Source organism: Bartonella sp. AD24XZML (assembly GCF_042196485.1).
Taxonomy (GTDB): domain Bacteria; phylum Pseudomonadota; class Alphaproteobacteria; order Rhizobiales; family Rhizobiaceae; genus Bartonella.
Genome location: NZ_JBHIQH010000040.1, coordinates 1 through 1,335, shown reverse-complemented (window position 1 = coordinate 1,335; position 1,335 = coordinate 1). Strand labels below are relative to the sequence as shown.

Here is a 1,335-nt window from a genome sequence, read left to right as displayed (position 1 = left end):
GGTCGTTTTGTATTCTGGGGGAGGTTTTGTGCATGCGCCGCTTACTGGCGTTTTTGATTTACTGAAAGCCGCTTTGAAAACGGAGCTTGATGGATCTGTGAAAGATTTAGAGAAGCGCTTAGAGGCATTAAGAGAAGAGCTTGAAGATTTGAAAGAGTGTTCATTGGATGAAGCCCTCTGAATGAAGGAATAAAGCAGATGAAAATACCTGATCATAGTCATGAGTATCTGATACCAATAGCCACGAAAGAGGAAATCAGAGAAGGAACTTCGCAAGATAGCGTTGTTGTTCCGAAGCTTTTAGGGACGGCATCTTTGTATTCGTATGAAACCTTTGCGCCGTTAGAGCAGGTTGTTAATGCAAGACAAGAAGCAGAAAAAGCCATGTCGCGTGCGAATGGTGCGCAACAGGTTGCAGAAGAGGCGAAAAAAGTATCGGAAAGAGCGCTTACAGAAGTTACCAAAACGGGTGAAGCGGTTACAGCAGTAACAACAACGGCTAATCTTGCAAAAGATACAGCAGATACAGCCAAGGGATTAGCCGAAGAAGCCAAGAGTGCCTCTGATGCCGCCAAGCAAATGGCAGAAGAGGCGAAGGCAGGATTTGATAGAGCTACAGGGGAAATAAGTAGTACGAAAGGTTCATTGTCTACGGCATTGCAAAGTTTTGTAGAGGTCAAGCAGGCAAGTGAGAACGCCGTCCATGTCTCGACAGAAGCAAAGAGATTAGCCGATGAATCGAAATCCATTGCTGAACGTGCAGAACAAACAGCGAGAGATGCTTCCCAAACAGCAACAGAGACGACGCAAGTAGCCGCAACAGCGGTAGCAACGTGTCATGAAGTTAAGACAGTAGCGACACAAGCAAGTATGAAGGCAGATGGAGCCAAACAGACAGCCGCTGATGCGAAGGATATTGCCGAAGAAGCAAAAGGTTTATCGGAACGGGCGACATCTTCTGTTACAGAACTTACAAAAACAGCGTCTCAAGTACAAACGGCAGTAGAGAAGGCATTAACGGAGTCAAGAGAATCCAAACAGATAGCAGAGTCATCTAAGACACTCTCAGAAGAAGCCAAACAACTTGCAACAGAAGCCCAAAATTCCTCTACCAATGCGCTTACAGAAGCGAATGCAGCGAAGGATAAAGCATCTACAGCGCTTACCTTAGTCAATGATGTCAAGAATATTTCTGAAGAAGTGAAAGGTATTGCAGAAACGGCATTATCGACCGCTACCACAGCTAAACAGGCTGGTGATGAGATCGGGCAAAAAGCTTTAGAAGCGTTAACGAAGTCGAGTGAAGCTAAGAGCACAGCAGAGACGGCAGAAGAG

The 1,335-nt window shown here is 45.7% G+C and carries 1 protein-coding gene and 1 pseudogene; both read left to right on the top strand.

Annotated features, from left to right (window positions below; all coding sequences use genetic code 11):
- Positions 1 to 181 (top strand): hypothetical protein (locus ACFIMX_RS03515; protein WP_375694042.1); only part of this gene is annotated, 181 nt, incomplete at its 5' end.
- Positions 182 to 198: 17 nt separating this feature from the next.
- Positions 199 to 1,335, top strand: a pseudogene (locus ACFIMX_RS03510) (hypothetical protein); the annotation flags it as partial.